Origin of the sequence: Thalassotalea castellviae (assembly GCF_031846185.1) — a bacterium.
GTDB lineage: Bacteria > Pseudomonadota > Gammaproteobacteria > Enterobacterales > Alteromonadaceae > Thalassotalea_H > Thalassotalea_H castellviae.
Map to the genome: position 1 here is coordinate 277871 of NZ_JAVRIF010000001.1, position 23405 is coordinate 301275.

Annotated in this window: 23 protein-coding genes; 8 read left to right on the forward strand and 15 right to left on the reverse strand. The window is 36.7% G+C overall.

All coding sequences use genetic code 11. The features are described 5' to 3' along the window. Nucleotides 1-9: 9 nt before the first annotated feature. On the reverse strand, nt 10-3510 hold the full coding sequence (smc, locus tag RM573_RS01225) for a chromosome segregation protein SMC (protein ID WP_311576025.1): 3501 nt from the start codon (nt 3508-3510) through the stop codon (nt 10-12). Between the two features lie 149 nt (nt 3511-3659). On the opposite strand from smc, the gene cysZ reads away from it, so the two are divergent. Together cysZ and RM573_RS01235 are read left to right on the forward strand one after the other, a co-directional pair. Continuing rightward, nucleotides 3660-4418 (forward strand): sulfate transporter CysZ, encoded by a 759-nt coding sequence (gene cysZ, locus RM573_RS01230; protein WP_311576027.1) that lies wholly within the window; start codon nt 3660-3662, stop codon nt 4416-4418. Nucleotides 4419-4559: 141 nt separating this feature from the next. Beyond that, nucleotides 4560-4907 (forward strand): hypothetical protein, encoded by a 348-nt coding sequence (locus tag RM573_RS01235; protein ID WP_311576029.1) that lies wholly within the window; start codon nt 4560-4562, stop codon nt 4905-4907. Between the two features lie 16 nt (nt 4908-4923). Here the strand turns inward: RM573_RS01235 and RM573_RS01240 are convergent, their stop codons facing one another. The 9 genes from RM573_RS01240 to bamJ form a co-directional block, all read right to left on the reverse strand. Then, nucleotides 4924-5322, reverse strand: a complete 399-nt coding sequence (locus RM573_RS01240) for a hypothetical protein (protein WP_311576031.1) — start codon at nt 5320-5322, stop codon at nt 4924-4926. Then, nucleotides 5306-5512 carry a hypothetical protein gene (locus RM573_RS01245; protein ID WP_311576033.1) on the reverse strand — a complete coding sequence of 69 codons (207 nt, stop codon included), beginning with the start codon at nt 5510-5512 and terminating at the stop codon, nt 5306-5308. Before RM573_RS01245 ends, RM573_RS01240 begins: the two co-directional genes overlap by 17 nt. A gap of 63 nt (nt 5513-5575) precedes the next feature. Beyond that, nucleotides 5576-5806, reverse strand: coding sequence for a hypothetical protein (locus RM573_RS01250; protein ID WP_311576035.1), 231 nt, complete (start codon nt 5804-5806; stop codon nt 5576-5578). A 123-nt stretch (nt 5807-5929) separates the two neighbouring features. After that, on the reverse strand, nt 5930-6406 hold the full coding sequence (gene greA, locus RM573_RS01255; protein ID WP_311576037.1) for a transcription elongation factor GreA: 477 nt from the start codon (nt 6404-6406) through the stop codon (nt 5930-5932). Between the two features lie 117 nt (nt 6407-6523). Next, nucleotides 6524-9742: a carbamoyl-phosphate synthase large subunit gene (gene carB / locus RM573_RS01260; protein ID WP_311576039.1), complete on the reverse strand. Its 3219-nt coding sequence runs from the start codon at nt 9740-9742 to the stop codon at nt 6524-6526. A 33-nt stretch (nt 9743-9775) separates the two neighbouring features. Then, on the reverse strand, nt 9776-10906 hold the full coding sequence (carA, locus tag RM573_RS01265) for a glutamine-hydrolyzing carbamoyl-phosphate synthase small subunit (protein WP_311576041.1): 1131 nt from the start codon (nt 10904-10906) through the stop codon (nt 9776-9778). Nucleotides 10907-11164: 258 nt separating this feature from the next. Next, entirely contained in the window at nt 11165-11968 is an 804-nt protein-coding gene (gene dapB, locus RM573_RS01270) for a 4-hydroxy-tetrahydrodipicolinate reductase (protein WP_311576043.1), read from the reverse strand. Nucleotides 11969-11989: 21 nt separating this feature from the next. Continuing rightward, entirely contained in the window at nt 11990-12424 is a 435-nt protein-coding gene (locus tag RM573_RS01275; RefSeq protein WP_311576045.1) for a DUF6841 family protein, read from the reverse strand. A 114-nt stretch (nt 12425-12538) separates the two neighbouring features. After that, a complete protein-coding gene (gene bamJ, locus RM573_RS01280; RefSeq protein WP_311576047.1) occupies nt 12539-13153 on the reverse strand; it encodes a BamJ family beta-barrel-assembly machinery protein in 615 nt (204 codons plus the stop codon). A gap of 323 nt (nt 13154-13476) precedes the next feature. Between bamJ and RM573_RS01285 the strand changes: the two genes are divergently transcribed. Further along, nucleotides 13477-14802: a Na+/H+ antiporter NhaC family protein gene (locus tag RM573_RS01285; RefSeq protein WP_311576049.1), complete on the forward strand. Its 1326-nt coding sequence runs from the start codon at nt 13477-13479 to the stop codon at nt 14800-14802. A gap of 66 nt (nt 14803-14868) precedes the next feature. Here the strand turns inward: RM573_RS01285 and bamC are convergent, their stop codons facing one another. Next, nucleotides 14869-15963, reverse strand: coding sequence for an NlpB/DapX family lipoprotein (bamC, locus tag RM573_RS01290; RefSeq protein WP_311576051.1), 1095 nt, complete (start codon nt 15961-15963; stop codon nt 14869-14871). A 276-nt stretch (nt 15964-16239) separates the two neighbouring features. On the opposite strand from bamC, the gene RM573_RS01295 reads away from it, so the two are divergent. Beyond that, the gene (locus RM573_RS01295; protein WP_311576053.1) at nt 16240-16767 is read left to right on the forward strand and encodes a glycine cleavage system transcriptional repressor; all 528 of its coding nucleotides are present in this window, start codon (nt 16240-16242) and stop codon (nt 16765-16767) included. Nucleotides 16768-16798: 31 nt separating this feature from the next. Next, on the forward strand, nt 16799-17272 hold the full coding sequence (gene bcp / locus RM573_RS01300) for a thioredoxin-dependent thiol peroxidase (RefSeq protein ID WP_311576056.1): 474 nt from the start codon (nt 16799-16801) through the stop codon (nt 17270-17272). A gap of 79 nt (nt 17273-17351) precedes the next feature. Here the strand turns inward: bcp and RM573_RS01305 are convergent, their stop codons facing one another. Both RM573_RS01305 and RM573_RS01310 read right to left on the reverse strand, forming a co-directional pair. Further along, complete coding sequence (locus RM573_RS01305) at nt 17352-18428, reverse strand: AI-2E family transporter (RefSeq protein ID WP_311576060.1); 1077 nt, start codon at nt 18426-18428, stop codon at nt 17352-17354. Beyond that, entirely contained in the window at nt 18428-18658 is a 231-nt protein-coding gene (locus tag RM573_RS01310) for a sulfurtransferase TusA family protein (protein WP_311576063.1), read from the reverse strand. Before RM573_RS01310 ends, RM573_RS01305 begins: the two co-directional genes overlap by 1 nt. A gap of 502 nt (nt 18659-19160) precedes the next feature. Here RM573_RS01310 and bepA point away from each other — a divergent pair. The 3 genes from bepA to RM573_RS01325 all read left to right on the forward strand — a co-directional run bounded on the left by bepA (nt 19161) and on the right by RM573_RS01325 (nt 21470). Beyond that, a complete protein-coding gene (gene bepA, locus RM573_RS01315) occupies nt 19161-20621 on the forward strand; it encodes a beta-barrel assembly-enhancing protease (RefSeq protein WP_311576066.1) in 1461 nt (486 codons plus the stop codon). A gap of 99 nt (nt 20622-20720) precedes the next feature. Beyond that, complete coding sequence (arsC, locus tag RM573_RS01320) at nt 20721-21059, forward strand: arsenate reductase (glutaredoxin) (RefSeq protein WP_311576069.1); 339 nt, start codon at nt 20721-20723, stop codon at nt 21057-21059. Nucleotides 21060-21068: 9 nt separating this feature from the next. Beyond that, nucleotides 21069-21470, forward strand: a complete 402-nt coding sequence (locus RM573_RS01325; RefSeq protein WP_311576072.1) for a DUF2069 domain-containing protein — start codon at nt 21069-21071, stop codon at nt 21468-21470. Nucleotides 21471-21494: 24 nt separating this feature from the next. Here the strand turns inward: RM573_RS01325 and hda are convergent, their stop codons facing one another. Continuing rightward, entirely contained in the window at nt 21495-22214 is a 720-nt protein-coding gene (gene hda, locus RM573_RS01330; RefSeq protein WP_311576075.1) for a DnaA regulatory inactivator Hda, read from the reverse strand. Continuing rightward, nucleotides 22211-23329 carry a DUF2066 domain-containing protein gene (locus RM573_RS01335; RefSeq protein WP_311576078.1) on the reverse strand — a complete coding sequence of 373 codons (1119 nt, stop codon included), beginning with the start codon at nt 23327-23329 and terminating at the stop codon, nt 22211-22213. Before RM573_RS01335 ends, hda begins: the two co-directional genes overlap by 4 nt. Between the last annotated feature and the right edge of the window lie 76 nt (nt 23330-23405).

Genomic DNA, 23405 nt, shown 5'->3' on the forward strand with positions numbered 1-23405 from the left:
AGCCTATTTTTATGATACTTCTGCCATAGCAACTGCTTCGTCAATATCGACCGCAACCATTCTTGAAACACCGGCTTCAACCATAGTTACTCCCGTTAAATGTGAAGCCATTTCCATGGCAATTTTATTATGACTAATATAAATAAATTGTACGGTTTGTGACATTTCTCTGACTAAATTACAAAACCGACTGACATTTGCGTCATCAAGTGGCGCATCTACTTCGTCTAACATACAAAACGGGGCTGGATTTAAACGAAAAATAGCAAAAACCAATGATAATGCGGTTAACGCTTTTTCTCCACCCGATAATAGATGAATCGTACTATTTTTTTTCCCTGGGGGTCTGGCCATTATCGTAACACCGGTATCTAATAAATCATCACCAGTCAGTGTTAAATAAGCTTGACCTCCACCAAATACTTTAGGAAATAAAGATTGTAAGTCTTGATTCACTTTATCAAACGTAATTTTAAATTTATGTCGACTTTCTTTATCTATTTTATCTATCGCTGATTCTAACGTTGAAATAGCTAAATTTAAATCCTGATCTTGTTGATCAAGATAGTTTTTTCGCGTTAATTGCGTTTCAAACTCTTCAATTGCTGCTAAATTAATCGCTCCCAGCATTTGTATGTCTTTTGCTAGCTTAATCAGTTGCGCTTGCCACTGTGATTCGCGAGCATTTTCTGGCATTGCTGCTTGTACAGATTGAACCGTTTGCCCTAATTCATGTAATTGCTCTAACGCACTTTGTGCTTTTAAACGATAACTTTCTCTGTCGAGGTGCAATTGATTAAGCGATTCTTTTAATGAATTAATAGCTTCAACGGTGACACGTTGTTTTTGTTCGCTTGATTGGATCACTTCATGGGTGTCACTTAACGTGGCTTGTGCTTTATCAAGTTGATTATCTAGGCTTACGAGCTCTGATAACCAAACTTGTAATTGTTTTTCATCAGCTTGCAATGGACTAATCCCTGCATCATGCATTTGTGCATGTTGATTTTGCTGTGCAGTAAGTTGTCGGATATTTTCTTGAAAACGAACAATATGCTGTTGACATTGGCTTTCAGCATTTTTGGTTTTTTCGATCGTTAATTCAAGTTGATGCTTTTCAGTCGTTAAAAACGATAGTTGCTTCTGAAAATCTTGTGCCTCTTGCTGTAATTGTTGCAGCTTCTGGGTTTGTGCTTGAATTGAAGTATTGTTGGCTACATCAGCTTGATGACTCGATGTTTTATCAGCCGATAATGAAGCTTCCAATGCTTCATAAGATCCCAAAGTTTCTTTTATGGTTTGTTCCAGTGATAACTGTTCAAGCTGCAATTGTTGACGTTGTGCTTGCTGTGTTTCTTGTTTTTGTTTATTCAAAGCATGCAACTGATTTAAATCGACCAACTGTTGTTGACGTTTATTGATCTGATGTTTGATTTCATCCAGTTGAGTAGTCAAAGTACTCTGTTCTTTCTCCAAGCACGATATTTGTTTTACATGTTCATCGTATTGCTGATTTAACCCCGATAAAGCGTGTTCATTTTCAGCTAACATTTCAGTATGGCTAAAGTGATCATTTTTAGCCGTAAATATACCTCGATGGATAAAATGCTGACTTAACCAAATACCTTCGGGACTTATCACCGACTCGTGTTCTTTTAGCTGAGGTAAAAGTGCAATAGCCGCTTGATAATCGCTGGCGATCCTTATTTGATTTAAGATGTTATTGATCGCCTCACTTCCTTGCACTTTTTCAGCTAAGGTATTGGCTTTACTTTTATTAGCTATTTGATGATTTAACAATAAAAAGGAGCAAGGACTGTTTTCAAGACTAGCTAAATTTAAAGGGAACTCTTCAATAAAAAGCGCTTGTAATTTATGTGACAACACCATTTCAACCGCTAACTCCCAGCCTTTAGCAATAGATAACTTACTCTGCAGTTCACCAAGCATGCGAACATTATGTTTATCCAGCCAGCTTGTTTGATCTTTTTGCCAGTCGTATTGCTGTGCCAATTTTTTAGTTAATTGGTCAATTTCTCGAACTAAAGCCGCCCTAGTTCCAGCAATATCACTTTTTTCTTGGTTTAACTGTAATATTTTATCTTGGTGTGCCTGCTTTTGAGTTAATAAAGCTTGTTGCTGTTGGTACAAATGCTCGCGTTGTTCCGTTAAGACAGAAAGTGAGGTTTCATCATCTTCAAGGTTGTTTGTCATTTCGGTCGTTAACTGAGTTAATTGTTCAACGACCACCGCCAATCTTGATTTTTTTTGCTCAATAGTTTCAGTCAGTTGCGCTTTTTTTCTGGTTTCTTCTAGTAACAGTTGATTTTGGTGTTCTTGCTGCTGATGGTAGGCTTGAACTGTTTGTTGTTGCTTTGACAACATTTCTTGGCACTGTTGATATTGCTGATTTAGCTCCGTATATTCTGCTGTTATTTGCAAATATTGCGGTTGTAAAGCATCAAGCTTATCTGTGTATATTTTAAGATTTTCTTGCTCAATTAATAACGATTTTTGTGCTTGGCTTATTTGTTGTTGATGAACTTGATTATCTTCTAACAACTTTTTCTGTTGTTGCTTTTGGTGTTTAATTTGCTGTTCAATTCGTGCCGTATTATTAATTAAAGTAATCTTTTGTTGCTGTAATGCTTGAATAGACTCGTTGGCAGATTGATAATTTTGCTTTGCGGTAAATAAAGCGATTTCATCACTTTTTTGTAATGATTCTTTTTGCGTGATTTGCGCCTGAAAGCCTTCGATACGAGATTGATTACTTTTATATTGTTGATCAAATTTTTGCCATCGTAATACCGCCAATTCTGCTTTGATTTTTCTTTCTTGAGCTTTTAAGGTTTTAAAACGTTTTGCCGCTTCAGCTTGTTGATGTAATTTATCAAGCTGCGTATTCAACTCTGATCGAATATCAAACAATCGCGCTAGATTCTCACGTGTGTGTCGGATCCTATTTTCAGTATCTCGCCGACGCTCTTTGTATTTTGATATTCCAGCGGCTTCTTCAATAAAAACACGAAGCTCTTGAGGTTTAGATTCGATTAAACGTGAAATAGTCCCTTGTTCAATAATCGCGTAACTACGCGGCCCCAAACCAGTTCCTAAAAAGATATCCGTAATATCTTTACGACGACATTTAGTCCCATTTAAATAATAAGAATTTTGACTGTCGCGATTTACCACTCGACGAATAGACACTTGATTTCTATCCGCCATAGAGCCTTGGATGCGCTCAGCGATATTATCAAATAAGAGTTCAACACTAGCTTGGCCGACAGGTTTTCGAGTGGCAGCACCGTTAAAGATAACATCTGTCATGGCATCACCACGTAAATTTTTTGCTGAGCTTTCGCCTAACACCCAACGTACAGCATCAATAATATTCGATTTACCACAGCCATTTGGGCCAACAATAGCCGTCATTTGCTGTTCAAATGGCACTTTTGTTGGATCCACAAAAGATTTAAATCCCGCCAATTTGATGTGCTTTAATCGCATGTAGTCAGCAAACCTAATATGTATTGTTTTAGTGGTGATTAATGACTTTATCAGAATTTGTTTTAGTTTGTAACAACTGACAACTTCTCACATTACATTAATAGCACTATAATCAATATTTGAACTTAACTAGTTAAAAAACAAACTAAATGTCATTACAAATTCAACAACCGTTTGCCAAAAGTGGCGCTGGCTATTTTATCAAGGGCTTCGATCTGATCAAACTAAAAGGGATCAAACGATTCGTTTTTATCCCCTTGGTCATCAATTTAATCTTATTTAGTGCTGCCTTTTATTTATTGATCGAGCAACTCGATGTATATATGCTCGAATTACAAAACTGGTTACCGGAGAGTTTATCTTGGTTAACTTCTACTGTTTGGTTAATCAGTTTATTATTTTTATTAGTGATGTTCTCTTTCGTTTTTAGCTCTGTAACGAATTGGATAGCCGCCCCTTTCAATGGCCTCCTTGCAGAAAAGATGGAAGCTTTGTTAACAAAAGATACGCCTCCGCCTGGCTCAGCTATCGACATCATTAAAGATGTACCTCGAACATTAAGCCGTGAATGGTGTAAATTTCGATATTATTTACCAAGAGCCATTGGTTTTTTTATACTTTATTGGCTTCTACCGATAATTGGTCAAGTGTTATGGTTTTTATTTTTAGCTTGGATGATGGCAATACAATATAAAGATTATCCCTTTGATAATCATAAGATTAATTTTAATGAGATGAAATCGGCCTTAATAAAACAAAAAGGCTTAAGCTATAGTTTCGGTATCACGACGGCGGTTTTTTCGATGATCCCACTTATAAACTTAGTGGTTATGCCCGTTGCTATTTGCGGTGCTACGGCACTTTGGGTTGACCATTATCGAGATGACTTTATTAAATCAAATCAGTAACTGATTATTATATGAACGAATTTTTAATAATGTCGTCCGTTCATATAAAATATAAAACAAACAATACATTGCTACTTTATAAACAATGTTTTAGTTTGATCAACTATGCTAATAAAAGCCCATTGCTTTGGAGATAAACCCATGAATAATCAAAAACACTTTTTAATGATATTAATGAGTTTTCTACTATGTTTACCTTCCATAGAAAGCCAAGCACAAGAAGCGAATAGCAACTACTCTATTCCCTTTATGGATGACGCTAAAATTTTCGCGCAGTTTACCCATGAATTGCCAGCAGTCATGAATTATTTTACCGCTCATACGGAACAAGAGATCATTGCGTTTTATGAAAGTAACTTCGGAAAAGCAACCAGTACTAAGCTAAAAAGAGAGAGATTAACGCTATATTTCACTCATCATGATAAACAACTTAGGGTGATAATTTCTCAACAAGATAAAAAAAATCAGGTGGATATTCTATTAAGATAACTCTCAGGGGCTCAACTTAATGTTTGGCTTCTTGGGTAACTAAACAATTTTCGCGGGTCGCCATCTGTTTCAACAACGCTTTACTTTCATCGCTTATTTGCGGGTTATCTAAAAGAATAACGTCTCTTTCATGACGATTAAATTGCTGCAAAATATTTGCACTTATCGGATGAGTTTTGAACAATTGCTCAAAACTGCCGTCTTTTACTGCTTGCTGTAACCCATACTCTAGGCGTGCAGCTAAACGTTTATTTGCTTTATTGACAAAAAAGAAAAAAGGCGAATCATAATAGATTAAAAATCGCTTTTCGATAGCTAACTCTGGATATTCAACAACTTCAGCTCTCGCTTCATGTAATGCACGAGGGAAATAATCAAAGCGCTCTTTTGCTAACATTTCAAAAAAGACTTTCATCTTCTGTGGAAGTCGTTAAGTTAAATTGATTTGATCGCAAAATAATACTATCAGGCCAATCTTCACCTTGTCCTGCAAAAAGTAATTTTAATTGGTCGTTATTGTCTAATTGATCAAACCTTGTTTGTTGGCCTTTTTTAATTAATGAGATACGACAACCAAATAAGCCTTTAAACAATGGGAAACGCACGGGTAATAACCTTTGCTCCCTTTTTTTAGAGGCCACCGTCCAGTACAAGTTAACAAATTTATTCTATTGAATAAGTCTCAAATTATGTTCTTGACTTGTACCTGCCTCCACTTTATTTACTATATAAGCACCATATTTATCTTCGGACTTATTCAGAGCGAGTGTTAAAACTTCTTCAAAGTAATTTTCAGTCGATAAGTATGTCTGACCCGACCAAGGAAAATTGATCACATCGTTGGCAAAAGATAATGATGAATATAAAATTACCGTTACCAATAGTATTAACACCTTCATTTAATTACTTTTCCTGATTAATAAAAACAAACATCTGTTAAATAATAATAGTTAAATTTAGCGATAAAAAAAGCACCGCTATCGGTGCTTTCATATGAAATAGAAATTAAGCCGTGTTAATGATTAAATATGATCAACAGCAATAATTTCGTATTCAACTAACCCGCCGGGTGTTTTAATTTCAATCTCAGTGTCTACTTCTTTACCGATTAAGCCACGTGCGATCGGAGAATTAACTGAAATTCTGTTATTTTTAATGTCAGCTTCATCATCGCCAACAATTTGATACTTCACTTCTTCATCCGTATCAATATTAAGCAAAGTGACGGTAACACCAAAAATAACTTTACCGTTATTAGGAATTTTAGAGACATCAATCACTTGTGCGTTACCTAATTTCCCTTCAATCTCTTGAATTCGGCCTTCACAAAAACCTTGTTCTTCACGTGCAGCATGATATTCAGCATTTTCTTTCAAGTCACCATGTTCACGGGCATCAGCAATATCATTGACAATTCTAGGACGTTTAACGGTTTTGAGGTAATTAAGTTCTTCACGCAAAGCATCAGCACCTTGCACAGTCATTGGAAATTGATTCATTATAATCCTTACTACATTTAACGATAAAGGCGGCTATACATAAAGCACAACCACCTTTATTTATATGTTTTGAAAGCTTAATTTTCAATACGAATATTGTTATCAAGCTTATTTATTTTATTGACACTTTTTGTGTAATTCTTGAATAGACGTTACTGTATTTCTATCGTCTGCAGCATGCGCTTGACAAGCAGCAAACGCAGCATTTAACGTTGTCGTATAAGCAACTTTATAGCGTAATGCTCCGCCGCGCAAGACTTTAGAGTCTTCAATTGCTTTTCGACCTTCAGTGGTGTTAATAATATAACTATATTCTTCATTCTTAATCCTATCAAGAATATGTGGGCGACCTTCATGGACTTTATTAACTAAACGACATGGAATATTTGCTTCACCAAGAATAACTGCAGTCCCGTGAGTGGCATCTAATTCATACCCTAGTTCAACCATTTGTTTCGCTAAATCAACAACACGTGCTTTATCACTATTGCGAACTGAGATAAGGGCTCGACCTGATTTAGGTACTGAAACACCAGCGCCTAAGTTTGCTTTGGCGTATGCCTCTTCAAAAGTTTTACCCACCCCCATGACTTCACCCGTTGAGCGCATTTCTGGACCAACTAATGGGTCACTGCCGTGGAATTTGTTAAATGGAATAACCACTTCTTTGACTGAAAAGTACGGCGGGATCACTTCTTTTGTAATTCCTTGCTCTTTCAGTGACTTACCAGCCATAACACGCGCACCGACTTTGGCTAGCGGTACAGAAGTTGCCTTTGAAACAAAAGGGACTGTACGAGCAGCACGAGGGTTTACTTCTATAAGATAAACCTTGCCATCTTTAACCGCCATTTGTGTATTCATTAAGCCATTAACGCCTAATTCAAACGCTAAATCAGTAACTTGTTTGCGCATCACATCTTGCACTTCTTGGCTTAAACTATAAGCAGGTAATGAACATGCTGAGTCACCTGAGTGAACACCTGCTTGTTCGATATGTTGCATAATACCGCCAACAACCACATCAGTGCCATCACACACCACATCGATATCTACTTCAATCGCATCATCTAAAAAGTGATCAAGCAAAACAGGAGAGTCATTAGAAACACTTACCGCTTCTGTCATATAACGACGTAAATCATCTAAGTCGTAAACAATTTCCATTGCTCGGCCACCTAAAACATAGGATGGGCGAACAACCAGCGGGAAACCAATAGCTTCAGCTTTTGCCATTGCTTCATCTAATGACGTCACTGTTGCATTTTCAGGTTGTAATAAATTTAAACGATCAACGGCTTGTTGAAAACGTTCTCTATCTTCTGCTCTATCAATGGCATCTGGTGAAGTACCTATGATAGGCACGCCAGCCGCTTCTAATGCACGCGCTAATTTAAGTGGCGTTTGACCACCATATTGTACGATGACACCTTTGGGCTTTTCTATACGAACAATTTCTAACACATCTTCAAACGTAATCGATTCAAAATATAATCTATCAGACGTGTCATAATCGGTAGAAACCGTTTCAGGATTACAGTTCACCATGATAGTTTCGTAACCGTCTTCACGAAGCGCTAATGCCGCATGAACACAACAATAATCAAATTCAATGCCTTGACCGATACGGTTCGGGCCGCCACCTAAAATCATGATTTTATCATTATTGGTTGGTGCAGCTTCACACTCTTCATCATAAGTAGAATACATGTAGGCCGTGTCAGAACTAAATTCAGCTGCACAAGTATCCACTCGTTTATAAACAGGAAAGATTTCCGCAGTGTGACGTTTTTTACGTACTTCTGCTTCTGCAACCCCAATTAATGAAGCTAAGCGTGAATCGGCAAAACCTTTGCGTTTTAACTGACGCAAGTACTCTGGTGTCAATACTTTTAAGCCACCTTCAGCCACTTTCGCTTCTTCAAGAATAATATCTTCAATTTGAACTAAGAACCAACGGTCAATTTTCGTTAAACGGAATACATCATCAACCGATAATCCTAGTCGAAATGCATCTGCAACATACCAAATTCGATCAGCGCCCGCTTCTTGCAATTCGTGCATTATTTTCGTTTTAGCACCAGGTTGAGTTACATCTACCATAGGATCAAAACCACTAACGCCTACTTCAAGACCACGCAATGCTTTTTGTAATGACTCTTGTTGGTTACGCCCAATTGACATGACTTCACCCACTGACTTCATTTGGGTCGTTAATCGGTCTTCTGAGCCAGCAAATTTTTCAAAGTTAAAACGAGGAATTTTGGTAACAACATAGTCAATGGTTGGCTCAAATGAAGCCGGTGTTGCGCCACCAGTAATATCATTTGATAACTCATCAAGGGTATAACCTACGGCAAGTTTCGCGGCAATTTTAGCAATAGGGAAACCTGTTGCTTTAGACGCAAGTGCTGATGAACGTGAAACACGAGGGTTCATCTCAATAATAACCATACGACCTGTATTTGGACAAATACCAAATTGAACGTTTGAACCACCCGTTTCAACACCAATTTCACGTAATACGGCAATCGAGGCATTACGCATGATTTGATATTCTTTATCCGTTAAGGTTTGCGCCGGAGCAACCGTAATTGAATCGCCGGTATGAATACCCATAGGATCAAAGTTTTCAATCGAACAAATAATGATACAGTTATCATTTTTGTCGCGAACCACTTCCATTTCATATTCTTTCCAACCGATTAATGATTCGTCGATCAATAACTCAGAGGTTGGTGAAAGATCTAAACCCCGTGTACAAATTTCATCAAATTCTTCACGGTTATAAGCGATACCACCACCGGTTCCACCCATAGTGAAAGAGGGGCGAATAATACAAGGGAAACCTATACGTTTGGACGTGTCGTGTGCTTCTTCCATACTGTGAACAATTTCAGCGCGAGGACATTCTAAACCAATGTTTTTCATTGCTTTGTCAAAACGTTCACGGTTTTCTGCTTTATCAATTGCGTCAGCGGTCGCCCCAATCATTTCAACGCCAAACTCCGCCAAGACACCTTTTGCTTCAAGCTCTAATGCACAGTTTAATGCAGTTTGACCACCCATCGTAGGTAAAACGGCACAAGGGCGTTCTTTCTCAATAATTTTACGAACAACTTCCCAATGAATTGGCTCGATGTATGTCGCATCGGCCATTTCTGGATCAGTCATAATAGTGGCTGGATTCGAGTTAACTAGTATAACGCGGTAACCTTCTTCACGAAGTGCTTTACAAGCTTGTGCGCCAGAATAGTCAAATTCACATGCTTGACCAATTACAATTGGTCCAGCACCTAAGATCAAGATACTTTTTAAATCAGTACGTTTTGCCATTTTTCAATTCTCTCTTATATCTTGGTTAAGTGCTTAAGCTTTTGATGCTTTGATTAAATCAATAAAATGATCAAACAAAGGTGCAGCATCATGCGGTCCGGGGCTCGCTTCTGGATGTCCTTGGAAACTAAAAGCGGGTTTATCGGTTAAATGAATGCCCTGAATCGAATTATCAAATAATGACTTATGCGTCACTTTAATATTGTCAGGTAAATTATTTTCATCAATCGCAAAACCATGGTTTTGTGCAGTGATCATCACAACATTACGTTCAAAGTCTTTCACCGGATGGTTACCACCATGATGACCAAACTTCATTTTCAATGTACTTGCCCCACTAGCTAGTCCAAGTAATTGATGACCTAAACAAATACCAAAAATGGGGATGTCGGTTTCTAAAAAGGATTGAATTGCTGAAATAGCATAATCACATGGCTCTGGATCACCAGGACCGTTTGAAAGGAAAATGCCATCAGGGTTCATGGCTAAAACATCAGCCGCAGGAGTTTCTGCAGGCACTATGGTAAGTTTACAACCACGGTCAACCAACATACGTAAAATATTACGTTTAGCACCAAAATCATAAGCAACTACATGAAAATCGTTATTTTCTGGTGTGATATGCCCTTTTCCTAACTGCCAACTTCCTTCTGTCCATAGGTATTGTTCTTTAGTAGAAACAACTTTTGCTAAGTCCATTCCTTTTAAACCGGGGAAGTCTTTAGCTTGAGCTAAAGCAGCTGATTCATCTAGTGAATCGCCGGCTAATATGCAGCCATTTTGTGCACCTTTTTCACGAAGAATACGGGTTAATTTACGTGTATCAATATCCGCTATCCCAAGAATATTTTTCGCTTTTAAGTAATCGCTTAAGTTTTGTTCATTCCTAAAATTACTCGCTAATAATGGTAAGTCACGAATAACTAGGCCTTTAGCCCAAATAGTACTAGATTCTTCATCTTCACTATTAGTCCCTGTGTTACCAATATGTGGATAAGTTAGCGTAATAATTTGTTCTGCATAAGATGGGTCGGTAAGAATTTCTTGGTAACCAGTCATTGAGGTATTAAATACCACCTCACCAACTGCTGCCCCGTCTGCACCGATAGCGGTGCCTTTAAAAACAGTGCCGTCTTCAAGCACTAAAATTGCAGATTTAGTCAATTTAACCTCCGTAAAGAAGAAGTAAACTTAACGAAGAAACAACTAAACTTCATTCATTAAGTATAAAAGCGATACACATAAAAAATGCCAAAAATTTGTTTATCATCCCTTGAATAATTCAGAATCAATAAATTTTTGACAAAATCCACTTATTTTACGCTTATATTACATATTCGTCCAGTGAAAAATGTAAAAACTAAGCGTTTAATTGTTTTTTAACCTAAAAGCATCATAAACAACACTTTCATAAAATTATAATTACTTTAAACCTAAAACATCTTGCATGTCATAAAAGCCATTTTCTGCATCATTTAACCAAAATGCGGCTCGCATTGCGCCCAAAGCAAAAGTCATACGTGAACTTGCTTTATGGGTAATTTCTAGTCTTTCACCTAAGTCAGCAAAAAAGGCAGTATGCTCACCCACGATATCCCCGGCTCTAACCGTTGCAAAACCTATGGTGTCACGTTTACGTTCCTCTGTTATCCCTTCTCGACCATAAACAGCAACTTTATTCAAATCACGGCCTAAGGTCTCAGCGATAACTTGCCCCATTTTAACGGCAGTGCCAGACGGTGCGTCTTTTTTAAAGCGATGATGTGCTTCAAAAATTTCTATATCAGTATAGTCGCCAATTGCCTTTGAGGTAATTTCTAATAGTTTAAACATTAAATTAACGCCAACACTGGTATTGGGTGCTAAAACAAGCGGTATATTTTCAGCTGACTTTTCAATCAATTTAACTTGTTCATCGTTAAAGCCTGTCGTGCCAATCACTATCGCTTTGTTGTGTTGCTGACACCATTTAATATTTTCTAATGTTGTTTCAATTGAGGTGAAATCAATAAAGACATCAGCATCAAGTAATTCATTAAGGTCCGTTGAGGTTTGTTTACCTATCGCGCCTATTCCTGCTAATTCGCCTAAATCAAAATGAACAAAAGAGGATGAAGAACGAACAGAGCCACCAATCAGTTCAACCGACTCATGTTCAATAGCCGCTTGAATTAGATTACGACCCATTCGACCACTACAACCTAAAATGGCAACTTTAACTTTCATATTTTTTCTCAACTTTTTCTTTTATTTCAATTTTGACAATTGCGCTGTTATGTTTTCAGCTAACGCTATGCTATTGGATAATTCGTGTGACACTACACTAATTATTTTAAATTCTTCAACTATTTTAGTGATATGATAAAACGCACAAAAATCAGCAAATACTTCACCGTTTTCATCAATAAATACCCAGCTAATACATACATCAACCGCTTTATTGACTGATTTGCTATATGTCGCCTTAGTCATGTTAATGTCACTGACTTTTGCTTGCTGTAACATTGTGAAAATGGCTAAAAACTCTTGTTCAAAGGCTCGGTCATCTGCAAGGTATGCAACTTTATCGGGTGTATGCAATACACAAGGTAATTGATAACACTGTTTCAACTTTGTTAAGTCATAATGCTTAAACGCGGTCAAATACTGCTGAAATAAGTTTTCTAATGCCGACTCAATCATTTTCACAAACATCCATGCTTTATTTTTATCAATAAACTTTTATAACTTATCAAACTATATTATTTAAATTCATTCATAAAAAAGCCCTCAACGGAGGGCTTTAAAAATAACTGGTTAGCTAACGATGGCTAACAACTCAACGTCAAATACCAAGGTTGCGTATGGAGGAATTGCACCTTGAGAGCCACGCTCACCATAAGCTAAGTTATAAGGTACATATAAACGCCACTTAGAACCTTCTGTCATTAATTGTAAAGCTTCAGTCCAACCTGCGATTACGCCACCCACTGGAAATTCAGCTGGTTGACCGCGATCAACAGAACTGTCAAAAACATCACCATTGATGAAAGTACCGTGGTAATGAGTTCTTACCGTGCTTGAAGCTGATGGTTTTTCGCCTTCACCTGTCGCTAATACTTCATATTGCAAACCTGATTCAGTCACAGTGACTTCATCACGCTTAGCATTTTCAGCTAAATAAGCTTCGCCTTCAGCAGCTTTAACTTTAGCTTCTGCTTGCTCTTGTTCTTGTAATTTTTTCGAAATAACAGAGAAAGCTTCGTTTAATAATTCATCAGAAACTTGACTGTCAGCATTTGCAATGGCATCAGCAATACCTGCTTGCACTGCAGCTACATCAAATTCTTTAAAAGGGTTATTACGTAGTTGATCACCTAATTGACGACCTACACCGTAACTTACGCGTTGTTCGATAGTTTCAAAAGACATATTATTCACTTATATTTTCGCCGACTTTGCCAATTGAATAAACAAAGTTAAGGGCGAGTTCTAAAAAATTCGCGAAAGGATAGCATAAACACAGCCTTCTCTGTAGTGTGTTTTGCTGAGAATTTGTTATTTATTATAATTTTTTTCTTGTTCTGTAGTTTTAACATTCCGTTAATTCGCAACTTTTTTCATTTTAGCTCTTTGTTTGAATGAACCACAGGATCACTTTTGTGATGATAATGTAATAATCTTCATAGACTTTTTCTCAAATTACTTTATTGTTTTCCATAATTAAATCGATAAAACACTATTAGAATTGACTCATGACAACATCTGAATTAAAAAAATCTCCTAAAGCGGAGCGTTTAAGTAGTTTATTTCCCTTTGCCGTATTTTTAGGTCTGTTTTTAGGCACCGGCGTAGTACTTACTTTGCAAGGGGTAGACTTTGCTTTTTACCAATTACCCGCCAGTATTGCGATTATTCCCGCCATTTTAGTTGCAATTTGGCTTGGTAAAGCCCCGATAAGTGAACAAATCTCTCAATTTATTCAGGGAGCTGGCCATCAAAACATTATTACAATGTGTATCATTTATTTGTTAGCGGGTGCTTTTGCTACCGTGGCTAAAGCCACAGGAAGTGTCGACGCGAGTGTTCAACTTGGCTTATCACTCTTTCCTGATTATCTATTATTACCTGGATTATTTTTAGTCGCCGCTTTCATCTCTACAGCGATGGGCACTTCTATGGGGACAATTGCAGCGATAGCACCTATCGCACTCGGTTTTATTGAATCGGCAAATTTAGACGCCAGTATTATCGCAGGCGTCATTATTTCAGGGGCAATTTTTGGGGATAACTTATCGATAATATCTGATACAACAATCGCCTCAACACGAAGTCAAGGCGCTCAAATGAAAGACAAATTTAAAGTGAACTTTAAGTTTGCCATTCCCGCCGCCATTATTTGCCTTATTATCTTTGCCAGCTTAGGAGTGTCGATTCCTCATGAACAAATCAATGATATTAACGTCGTCGGTTTAATTCCTTACATAGTTATTTTAGTGTTAGCTTTATTAGGCGTTAATGTGTTCTTAGTGCTGATTATTGGTATCGTACTCGCCGCTGGTGTTGGCATGTTTACACAAGGGTATCAACTGAGTACTTGGGTGAAGGATATTAATACCGGCTTTGGCAACATGCAGGACCTCTTTATCTTAGCATTGTTTATCGGCGGCTTAAGCGAACTGATCAAGCAACAAGGTGGTTTAGCTGCTTTAACCCATAAAGTTGAAAACCTTGCTCGTAAACTTAGTCCTAATAATAAAAAACGTGCAGCGGGTTTAGGAATAGCAAGTTTAGCATTTACTTGTAACTTTTTTACGGCAAACAATACGGTTTCTATCATCGTTACCGGAGAAACTGCGAAAAATTTAGCGAAAGATGGCGAACTTTCACCTGCACATTCAGCCAGTATTTTAGATATTTTTGCTTGTATCAACCAAGGTTTATTACCCTATGGAGCACAAGCACTGCTATTAGGCACTACCTTAAAGATATCGCCAATTGAGGTTGTTTCAAGTGCTTTTTATCCGTTGATTCTTTTCGTAGTCGCGAGCATTGCTTTTTGGCGCGTGACTAAAAAATAATGCTTTTTCAACTATCCAGATATAAAAAAACCAGTCAGTTGACTGGTTTTTTTTATGGTTTAACTATTAAAACGTATCCCTGAAAGATAATGCTTGCTCCATAACAGGGAAAATGAATTCCAGCTTATCATTAGGAAGTACATTGCCTTGAGCATCAAAAATAGTTACCGTAGTTTGTTCTTCACTTTCACCGTTTGGTGATAAAACAAATTGATAGCGTTGATCATCAAGTTCAATAATTGGCTGTTGTTCACCCCAAATTTTATCCCATAAACTGATACTTGGTTTCTCATAGTCAACGTAATAAATTTTCTTAGTTTCATTCAGATCAGCCACTTTAAAACCGTGATCTTCAAAGAAGATAGGCATATTGGCCCACAATAAATCTAATTCCATTTCTACAATATAAGTCGGTTCATTTAACTTATTCGTGCCAATGGTGACTAGTTTTTGACTTGCTCTAAGTAAACGATTATCACGTTGTTGTTTACGGTATTTAAAATCAACTTGCGCAACAATTTCGTTTAACATCGCCATTTCAGCACGTTGCTTATCAAGTTGATTCATCTCTTTTGAACCACCTGATTGATCCGTTTTCATGTAATCAACTAAAGAAACAATCACAGCAACACTTCGGCCATGTGGTTTAGTTTCAAACTGATATCTAAAACGTAAACTTTCTGTTGACTCCACTTCTTCAAACAACCAAAATCCCGATTGTTTTTCACGGTTATACCACTGTGATTCGTAAATTTTATTTTCAGCATCGATAACTTCAATGCCGACACCGTCAGAGGCTAATTGCTCTTCAATCGCTTGATAAATAAAAACCTGTAAATCTTTATCCTCTAATACTTTATCAAACCAAATTTTAGCTTGATTACTATCTCCTTCAATACGAGAAGAAGCCGCAATAGGTAACACAAGTGACGGTGCTCGCACATCCACCTCTTCGCCGATTGGACCTTGACGATTGATATCATCACGAACGACATACGTTTGAGGTTGCTCTGGTGCTGATAATCCTGATGGAATATTTAACTGTTGAGGCTCAGGTTGACTAGCATAGTCAAAATCACCACCTGCCTGTTTATTATTAACTGTACTACAACCTGCAATAGCAAGGCTGAGCAATGAAAAATAAAAAATATTACGATTCATTAAAACTCCCGCGGATAACATCTGAATCTTTTTTTGTTTTAGAAAAACTAGTTAACAATTTTTGATGACGATTGATTAAGTGCAGAGATAGACGCTTTATAAGAAATAAAGTTCATTTTCTTCGTTAATTTAAAACTTCACTACAAGTTGTTCAGCTTTCATTATATGCGCTACATGGTACTTGCCCCTAAAAACAAACACAAGAATAAATGCGGATGTCATTGCGCTTTATTTACGCTACAATATCGCACTTTTTTAAAGCAGAGGAGGTTAATAATGTCTCAATATCTAGTTCTCACAGTCATGGGCGCTGACAGAACAGGCAGCGTAAGTAGTTTAACCAAGCTTGCAAGTGAATGTGGTTGTAACATCGTAGATAGCCGAATGGCGATTTTTGGATTAGAGTTCACCATGATAATGTTGCTTAATGGTACCAGTAAAGCTATTAGCCAAATTGAAAGTAAACTACCAGCTGTTGCCTTAAAACGTGAATTAATCACTATGATGAAACGAACGTCTGACTACAAACATCAAGAATTTACTGAACATTATCAAGCAGAATATGCGGGTATAGATCAACCGGGCTTATTAAAAGCTATGACGGCTTTTTTTGCCGCTAGAAATATCGATATTTCTTCACTTAAATCTGAAATAAACCCGCAAACCAATCAAATGAATGCGGCAATTCAAATTGCGTTAACCAAAGAAACTACCATTGAAGCACTAGAAAAAGACTATTTTGATCTCTGTGATCAAATCGATGTTCAAGGTACCATCACCAAAGTTAACTCAAATTTTTTATAGGTTTAAATAAAGCAAATTACAAAGGACAAAAATGAATACATTAAAGGCTGGCGATAGCGCACCATTATTTTCTTTATTAGATGAAAACAACCAAACCGTTTCATTAGCCGATTATATTGGCAAAAAACAAGTACTTGTATATTTTTATCCAAAGGCGATGACGCCAGGCTGTACAGTACAAGCACAAAACTTAAGAGACAGTAAAGCGGAATTAGAAAAGCTTAACACCGTCGTCTTTGGCATCAGTCCTGATGAAACAAAAAGATTAACAAAATTTTGCCAACGCGATGAATTAAATTTTACGCTATTGTCTGATGTTGATCATAAAGTTGCAGATGATTTTGGTGTTTGGGGTTTGAAAAAATTTATGGGTAGAGAATACGATGGCATACATCGTTTAAGTTTCTTAATAGGCTTAGACGGTAAGATCAGTCACGTTTTTAATAAATTTAAAACTAAAGATCATCATCAAGTTGTTTTAGATTATTTACAAGCAAACAACTAAGTAATAGCTTACTCGTTTACTTAACGAGATTACGAAAGACGGTAAATTATTTACCGTCTTTTTTATATCAGCCGTTAACTTATTTAGGATTAGAAGCTTCAGCACTCATCGTTGATGACGGCCAAGCATTTAACACAGCTTTTACTAAGGTTGCTAATGGAATGGCAAAAAACACTCCCCAAAAACCCCATAGCCCACCAAACAAAATGACCGCAATAATAATAGTGACAGGATGCAGGTTTACCGCTTCAGAGAATAATAAGGGCACTAATAAATTGCCATCTAATGCCTGAATAATGCCGTATGCGAGCATCACATAACCAAATTCAGCACCAACTCCCCATTGAAATAAAGCCACTAATAACACAGGAAATGTCACTATTGTCGCCCCTACATAAGGCACTAGCACAGACAAGCCGACTAAAACACCTAACAGTACCGCGTAATTTAATCCCAAAATAACAAACGCGACCGTCGAAGCTGTACCGATAATAAGGATCTCAATAACTTTACCACGAATATAATTCATAATTTGCTGGTTCATTTCATCACTGACTTGCGATGCCATTTTTCTATCTTTTGGTAGAAACTGGCTGAAACCTGCAAGTAATTCTTTTTTATCTTTCAAAAAGAAAAACACCATAAGCGGCACTAAAATGAGATAAATCAATAACGCCACGATATCTGAAATAGAATTTAAAGAAGCTTTTAAAGCCACTTGCCCCCATTCAATTAATTTATCATTGACTAAAGTGATCACAGACTGAATTTGTTCTGCTTTGATATATTCAGGGTATTGTTCTGGTAAAGTTAATAAATAGGTTTGTCCCTGTGAAAGCATCTGCGGTACTTCTTGAATTAAATTGGAACTTTGTTGCCATATCACAGGCATTAAACCTAGAAAGCCTAACAAAGCCACACCGACAAAAGCGACAACAATGATCACCGTAGAAAACCTGCGAGATAAGCCGAAATTGCCCAGTCTATTAACCGGTAAGTCGAGTAAAAAGGCAATCGCTATCGCAACAAAAACAGGCATTAATAAGCTACTTAAAAAGTAAATGGCAAGAAAAGCCATCAACAAAATAACAACAAGCGTTACCGCATTAGGATCGGAAAACTTTTGCTTGTACCATTGAGAGAAAAAAGAAACCATTATAATAACTTACCTGTTTTTATGTGAAATTCGACTATTGAATTATCCAGTTGTTGTTGCGTATACTGATAACCTTTTGCAGTGAGGTATTTGGGAATATCAGATTTAGAACCTAGATCAGCTAAGCGAATGATACAAGTATCTTGAGCCTGTAATTTTTTTAACAGCACTCGCATTTTTACTAAAGGTAAAGGACATTTGTCTTTACTGGCATCATACTGATAAATCATGTACTAAACATTCAACAACACTTTTGCCTGATTATCTATTTTGCGTCGGTTAATTACAATCAAGTTTTCGATTTCTGTTGATATTTTTCGTAAATATAGCGTGTTTTCATAACGTCGTAATAAGAGGAAGGTTAACCGATTAAAATTTCTAAATCAGTGAGAGAATTTTACTGATTAACGGTCTTATTTCATTCACCCTTGTGTTATATACAGCGAGTGAAAGACTGAGTAACGTATAAAAAATTGAGCATTATCTCAGTTAAGCTTAACAAAAGGCTTGTTTACTTTGTTTGACGGCAAAAATTCTCGCAACAATATGTTGCAATATGATGAGAAATACTCTGAACTTCATTGGTAACTTATAGTCGAAGTTTAGAATACTTGGATAACTTAAAACAACAACCCGAAGATAAGCAATAATATTGACATATTACGCGACTATTTAACGAACAAATTTTACTTTTAATAAAAGAATTACGGAACTTATCCCTTGGTAAAACTATTGACATTACTTAACACCTTTTTATTTGTTTTTTTATTATCAACTCCCTACAGTCATGCTCAGCAGGTCAATGGTAAAAATCATGGCCGAAATAAATTACCTGAAATTGGCGCCGCTGGATTCAGCGCCTTATCTATTGATAAAGAGCAATTAATCGGTAATGCCATGATGAAACATCTTCGTGCATCGCAACCTATTGTTAATGACCCAGTTTTAATTGAATACATTAATGATTTGGGCAACAGAATGGTACGAAATGCTCAAGACGTTCATTACAATTTTGAGTTTTTCTTAGTCAATAATAAAGAGCTCAACGCGTTTGCCTTTTTTGGCGGACATATTGGGATTCATACCGGGCTAATCACTACAGCTGAAACTGAAAGTGAATTGGCTTCAGTTGTTGCACACGAAATATCACACGTTACGCAACGCCACCTTGCCAGAAAAATGGAAGCACAAAATCGTAACCAACCACTGACAATGGCTGGCATGATCTCAGGCGTATTACTGACCTTAATTAACCCTACTGTTGGTATGGCAGCGCTTAGTACGAGTATGGCAGCTTCACAACAAGCTTCAATTAATTATACCCGCACCAACGAAAAAGAAGCAGATCGTGTAGGCATTCAATTGCTGGCAAACAGTGGGTTTGATCCTATGGGCGCACCAAACTTTTTTAGTAAAATGGCCGAGCAATATCGTTATAAAAGTAAACCTCCTGCGATGCTACTGACTCACCCATTACCTGAGTCGCGTATTTCAGAAGCGAGAGTTAGAGCTCAAAATTTTCCTGCTCGTCAAATACGGGCAAGTTTACAATTTGAATTAGCAAAAGCCCGATTAAAAGCCAGATATGAAGGTAATGCACAAGATAATATTAAGCGTTATTTAATTGAGATAGAAAAACAACGCTACGTTTATAAAGAAGCAGCGCAATACGGCTTGGCCATTGCTTATTTTGAAAATGAAAATTATGAAAAGTCACATGAAATCATTAAGTCACTTCTGACAAAAGATCAAAATAATTTATTTTATATTGATCTTTTCACTGACCTTCATATTAAAGTTAAAAACTTTCCCCCTATTCTAGAACGGTTAGAGAAACTGAACCTATTAATGCCCAATAATCAAGTGGTTGCATTGAATTATGCTAACGCTTTAAATGAGGCAGAAAATTATCAAGCCGCTGAAATTTTGTTACAAGACTTCCTGTTAGTTCAACCAAACAACTTTATCGCACACGACTTACTCACTGATACCTATAAAAAGCAAAATAAAATGGCGATGATGCATGCGACAAAGGCTGAAGTATTTGCATTATTAGGCGCTTATCCAAGAGCAATAGATGAGCTACAAACCGGTTATAATTATGCAGATGATAAACCTTTAGTGAAAAAACGTATTAAAGCACGTATCATTCAACTCCAAGAACAAGAAAATAAATTAAAACGACTAAATTAATGCTCTCTGCGTACGTTATCAACTCGTGAGAACATTGTTAATTCATACTAATTTATTCATACTTGCAATCTATTAATAACTGTTATTTATGAGAGAAAAATGCTAACTATTTATCACAATCCTCGTTGTTCAAAAAGCCGACAAACTTTGTCTTTAATCGAAGAAAACAATCAAGACGTTACTGTGATTGAATACTTAAAAGCTCCATTAAGCAAAGAAGAAATTAACTGCTTATTAAAAGCTTTATCGGTAACTCCAATTGAAATGATGCGTACTAAAGAAACCGAATTTAAAGAACAAAACTTAAAAAATGCCGACGATGAAACCTTGATCAATGCCATGGTTAACACTCCCAAATTAATGGAACGCCCTATTGTTGTAAAAAATGACAAAGCGATTATAGGTCGTCCTCCCGAAAACGTTTTAAGCTTATTTTAATCCCTGACAATGAACCGATATTTTTCAACTCAAGCCCATAAGAAAATAGCCTTAACCGGTTACTTTGCTTTACTGGTATACATGCCACTTTGGTTATTGCTGATCAATCCATCTGATGGCCTTTCACCCATGCTTACTTTAGTTATGTTTACCTTACCGTTATTATTCCCATTAAAAGGTTTAATACAAGGAAACCCATATACTTACGCATGGTCTAATTTTATTGTCATGATTTATTTCCTTCATAGTTTAACCACTTTGTGGGTTTCTGAAGAAGACTTGATTTGGGCAATGCTAGAATTAATTTTTACCACTATGATGTTTATATCAGGCAGTTATTTTGCAAAATATCGTGGTCAAGAATTAGGTTTAAGTATTCGAAAGAAAAAAGAACAACAAGCGTCAGAATAAAGGTTAACTTGATTGATTAACCCGTTAGGTTAATAACACGTCTTTGATAAAGGGAATGGTAATTTTGCGCTGTTCTCTTATCGACGCTTTATCGAGCTTATCTAACGCTATTAATAAGCTCGACATTTCACGCGATAACCGAGTTAATAAAAATCGTGCAACTTCATCGGTTAATAACAAGCCTCTTTGTTGAGCTCGAAATTGAATTGCCAATAGCTTTTCATCATCAGACAGGGGTTTTACTTGTTCTATATAGCCCCAAGATAACCGCGAACGTAAATCAGGTAGCGTTAATTGCAGTGCTTGAACACTTTTATCGCCCGTAATAATTATCTTTTTATTTTGCTCTACAACGCGATTATATAAATCGAAGACGGCCTGTTGCCAGTCAGCTTCTCCGCTTATATATTGAATGTCATCTAGGCAAATTAAATCGATCTGCTCCAAGCCATCTAAAACTTCCACTGATAAATGACGTAATTCGGAGAATGATAAACACACTGAGGTTAGTTGGCTATCTTGTGCTTGTGCACAACATGCGTGCAGTAAGTGTGACTTACCTACCCCTTTTAGGCCAAATAAATAAAAACCACTGATGTTCTTCTCTTGCGAGTGTTCAGCCTGATTAGTAATAAAGTCATTTAATAATTTGCAAACCGATTGATTGACTTCACTTTGATAACTTTTAAACGTTTCGTCATCAGGCAGCTGCACAGATAAAGTTAACTGATTGTTTTGAATCACAATCGCTCCCAATAAAAAACAGGTACTTTTTCATCAAGGATAGGATTGAGGATATCAATGCGCTGGTTTAAAACCTTATTCAATTTTAATGAAGCTAAAAAAGCTTGTTTTGAGCCCAGTAGCGTTAAACTAAATCGACGAACTTGCCCTTCTGCCTGAGTTAATCGAACCGCTTGCACGGAAGAAAGTTCTTGTAAAAACTGACTCACTTGTACATAACGAGCAAGCGAATCAATATTCGCAACATCAATTTCAAAGTGATTATTTTCTTCCGTAGACAACGCATAACGTTGATATATATCGTCAGTAATATCACTTAAAGCCTGGCTAAGTAATTCACTTCGATTAAACCCTTGATAGCGTTTACTAAATTGAGGAGGCAAATCAACATTATCCGCTGATAAATACCCCCAATCTAATGCAACCGCTGATTGACATAATAACTCACAGCCAGCGGCATTAGTGATAAGTTGTTCTTCCGTTAATAAACTATTATCTGAAAGTCTTACAACAATAATTGCTTCAGCCTGATAACGTTTTGATGCATGGTATATGGGTTGTGAAAATCTGCCCCAGATATCAGAAGCACTAATAACATTCGTGTCGGTAATATCCCATAATGGCATCGCAATCGGTAAGCCTCTTAAACTACTAAATTCAGCCACTGTTTCAACCAAAGATGAATTACTGTTTTCACTAACGACTTGACGAATTAATCCTTGTTCATCCACTAACCATAAAACCACTTGTGGTCTTAAACTTCCCCAAATAGGAAGATTAGCATCAACAAACAATTGATTAATTTTAGCTTCATCAAAACTGGCCAATAAATATTGCTGTTCAGCACGTCGTTCATAACGATAATGAGTAACAAAATTATTGTAACGATTTAATTGAGCTTTAATGGCTTGATGATTAAGAACGCTTTGATGGCCACCTACTTTTATTAACACAGCACGCAATGTTTGTTTTAAAGCACGGTTTCGATCATTGCTCCCTTGAGATTCAACAGCAACTTTTGCCACATATAAATCTTTTACTTCAACGGCATTCGTTGATAAACAAATAGCAAAGGAGGTAAAAATTATTGTAAAAACAAACCAATATCTAATCATTCTTTTCAAAGAGAGGTTTTTCATAAAAAGAATATTATCATAACTTAACGCGTTTTAACCCTCGAAAAAAAATAAT